At 63.3% G+C, this 1,361-nt stretch carries 1 protein-coding gene; it reads right to left on the bottom strand.

Annotated features, from left to right (window positions below; translation table 11 throughout):
• Window positions 1-255: 255 nt before the first annotated feature.
• Window positions 256-1,281, bottom strand: a complete 1,026-nt coding sequence (locus tag MF607_RS22500) for an IS110 family RNA-guided transposase (protein WP_242122392.1) — start codon at window positions 1,279-1,281, stop codon at window positions 256-258.
• Between the last annotated feature and the right edge of the window lie 80 nt (window positions 1,282-1,361).

The raw sequence follows: 1,361 nt of genomic DNA, 5'->3' as shown, positions 1-1,361 counted from the left end.
AAACGTATGGCTCGCCCCGTCGGCAAGCGGTTTGTTTCTGACGATCTGAGCAGTCTGCGAAAACGTATCCGGCCTTTCAGCATGGAGCCGTTGGCCAAGATGGAGATCCGCGCGTCCTGGTCCTCATAAAGGGGCCGGCATCAAGTGCCATTTTACGCCGTAGGGTTCCAGGACACCGGTCGACTGTCAGGCCATCTGTCACTCACCTCCCGCAGACATCATCCGGCCGGTGCACGCCGCATCAGCCGATCTCGCTCACGCCGCTTGCGCGACTGGTTCGTAGGTGCGTTCGTGACGCAGCAGCGCCCAGACGATGCGCGCCATCTTGGCCGCCAGCGCCACGACGACGGTGTTGGGGTGGGAGCGCGACAGCAAGCCCCGCAGCCAAGCGCCGAGCCGCGTATCGCTCTTGCTCATCGTCGGCAGCGACGAACGGGCGCCCTGGATCAAGTTCTTGCGCAAGTATCGGCTGCCGCGCTTGGTGATTCCGAGCAGCCGCGGTTTGCCTCCGGTGGTCGCCTGCCGTGGCACCAATCCCAACCAGGCGGCAAGATCGCGACCACGCCCGAAGGTCCGGGCGTCTCCGACAGCTGCCACCAGCGCGGTCGCGTTGAGTGCACCAATACCGGGTATGCTCAGCAGACGCCGCATCCGCTCATCTGAGCGAGCAGCCTCGGTGAACTCGGCATCCAGATCTGCAATCCGCTTATCGAGGGCGATCCAACGCAGACGCATATCGCTGACGAGCCGGTGAATGCGAGGACCAAGCACTGGCTCGTCGTCGTCCAGCATCTCGCCAAGGCGCGCGGCAAGCTTTGCGCGCCCTTGTGGAACGATATAGCCGCGCTCGAGGAGAAGACTTCTGATCTGGTTCATCAGCGAGGTGCGGTCGCCGACCAGCTGGTCGCGAATGCGGTGCAGCGTCTGCATGTCGAGTTGCTCTTCGGTCTTCAGCTCCACGAACCGCATCGTCGGGCGTGTTGCCGCTTCCGCGATCGCCTCGGCATCGCGATCGTCGTTCTTCTGCGCCTTGACGTACGGACGGACATATTCCGGCGACATCAACCGCACCGCATGGCCTTGTCGTGCCAGCGCCCGGCCCATGTGATGAGCGCCGCAGCAAGCCTCCATCGCCACGACGCAGGCCGGGAGGCTCGCCGCATAGGTAATAACCGTCTCGCGCCGCATCCGTCGTCGCACAACGACCTTGCCCGTTACATCCAGCCCAACCACGCTGCAGCTGTTCTTGCCCAGATCAATCCCGAGAACCGATATGTCCATGACCCTTGCTCCTTCCGCAAACGGCCTGCTGCCGTGAGGCAACAACGCTCAGTTAAGGGGCGAGCCATCCATAAAGGGGG

Source organism: Sphingomonas lacusdianchii, from assembly GCF_022664395.1.
GTDB lineage: Bacteria > Pseudomonadota > Alphaproteobacteria > Sphingomonadales > Sphingomonadaceae > Sphingomonas > Sphingomonas lacusdianchii.
This window is presented reverse-complemented; position numbering and strand designations above follow the sequence as displayed.

Coding starts and splice junctions, on each gene's coding strand:
- MF607_RS22500 (WP_242122392.1), bottom strand. CDS start 1,281: ATGGACATATCGGTTCTCGGGATTGATCTGGGCAAGAACAGCTGCAGC.